A 1911-nucleotide genomic window follows, 5' to 3' on the forward strand; every position below is an offset into this window, starting at 1 on the left:
CCCCGGTCCCCCGCCCCGGTTCCGGTTCTCCCCCGGGAATTCGTGGTGAAGATCCACAGTCGGTGCAACCTGTCCTGTGATCACTGTTACGTGTACACCTCGCCCGACGACCGGTGGCGCGACGAACCACGCGGCATGTCACCCCGGATCATGGAGGCCCTGGCCCACCGCCTGACCCGGTACACCGCCCGCCACCGCCCCCCGTCCGTGACCGTGGTCCTCCACGGGGGCGAGCCCCTGTTGGCGGGCGTTCCCGCGGTGAGTCGGCTGATCGGGCTCCTCGCCGCCCCGGCTCGCCACACCGACCTTCGACTGGTCGTCCAGACCAACGGACTGCTGTTGGACGAGGCGTGGCTGGAGCTGTTCCGCGCCCACGACGTCCGGGTCGGCGTGAGCCTGGACGGGGACCGCGAGGCGAACGACCGCCATCGCCGTCACGCCGACGGGAGAAGCAGTCACGACGCGGTGGTGCGAGCCCTGCGCCTGCTGCGCGCCCCCCGCTACCGTCACCTGTACGCCGGGGTGTTGTGCACCGTGGACCCGCGCAACGACCCGTTGAGGGTGTACCGAGGGCTGGTGCGCCACCGACCACCGCGCATCGATCTGTTGCTTCCCCACGCCAACCGGGAACACCCACCGCCCGACCACGATCCGGCGACCACCCCGTACGCCCGCTGGCTGCTCACCGTCTTCGATCAGTGGTACGGAGCCCCTCGGCGGGAGACCCGCGTCCGGATCTTCGAGGACATCATGACCATGTTGCTGGGAGGGAGGGGAAGCTCCGAGGGGCTCGGTCTCTCCGCGCCCGGCTTTCTGGTGGTGGGGACGGGAGGTTCGATCGAACGACCGGACTCCCTGCTCTCCGCGTACCCGGGGGCCGTGGCGACGGGGACGCATGTCCTGACACACGACTTCGACCAGGTGGTCCCCCTGCTCGCCCCCTCGCACCGGGGCCTCCCCCCGGCGGTGCCGGCCGGGAGTTGCCGGCGCTGTCCCGTGGGGAGGGTGTGCGGAGGAGGTCTGCCCGCCCACCGGTATCACCCGATGACGGGTTTCGACAATCCGTCGGTGTACTGCGCCGACCTGTTCATGCTGATCACGTCGATTCGGGAGCGCCTGGCCCGTGACCTTCCCACCGTGACGAGGTCGACGGGATGATCGCCTCACTGCCCCCTCTCTCCCTTCCCCCGGGTTCCCTCGACGCGATGGCCCGGGCGCGGCCCGACGAGGAGGGCCTGGCCGTCCTGCGCCGGGGGGTCGTGACCCGACGTCGACTCCAGGTGCGTGCCATCGCCCGACGGGCCGCGGACCGCTTCCCCCTCACCTGGCGGGAGGTCGGGGGCGCTTCCGCGGTGCGCCTCCTGGAAGAGGTCGACGCCGTGGCGCGACCGGCGCTCGAGGAGGTCTTGCGTCACCCCTACACGGGTGTATGGGCCCATCGGACGCTCCGGGACCTGCACGCCCGGGAAGAGGAGGGGAACCGCACCGCCGCCCGGGCGCACCTGTCCCACCTGGTGGGCATCGCCGCCGCGGCGGCCGTGCGGGCCCGGCTGCCCCCGGAGGTGTGTCCTCCTCCGCGGAACGGTCTCGTCGTCCTCCCCGGCCTGGGAGCCCTCCGTCTCCCCGAGGGGGCGCGGGGGGATCCGACAACGATCCCCGCCGTTCTCGATCGGTTCATCGCGGCGGGGGACGAGGGGACCGCATCCGGCACAGCGGGGGAAATCGACGACCTCCTGCCCCGGGGGAATCCATCGACCCGTCGCGCGTCGGCCGACGCCCCCCTGTGGTGGCCCCGTCACCTCATCACCCTTCCCTCCCGGGGAGGCGACGACGACCTGCGGATTTCACTGGAGGACCTCGATCCCTACCGGAACGTCTTCCCGCGGGTCACGCGGGGGCGCCTGCCGGGGG

General features: G+C 72.0%; 1 protein-coding gene and 1 pseudogene. Both read left to right on the forward strand.

Annotated elements, in window-relative coordinates; all coding sequences use genetic code 11:
- Positions 1-1158, forward strand: a 1158-nt coding sequence (locus tag FOE67_RS24295; protein WP_228474238.1) for an FxsB family cyclophane-forming radical SAM/SPASM peptide maturase, incomplete at its 5' end; no start/stop codon positions are given.
- Positions 1155-1911 (forward strand): annotated as a pseudogene (locus FOE67_RS24300) (hypothetical protein); the annotation flags it as partial. The gene FOE67_RS24295 and the pseudogene FOE67_RS24300, both read left to right, overlap by 4 nt.

The sequence above is a fragment of the Streptomyces calidiresistens genome (assembly GCF_014141525.1).
In the GTDB taxonomy this organism is placed as follows: domain Bacteria; phylum Actinomycetota; class Actinomycetes; order Streptomycetales; family Streptomycetaceae; genus Streptomyces; species Streptomyces calidiresistens.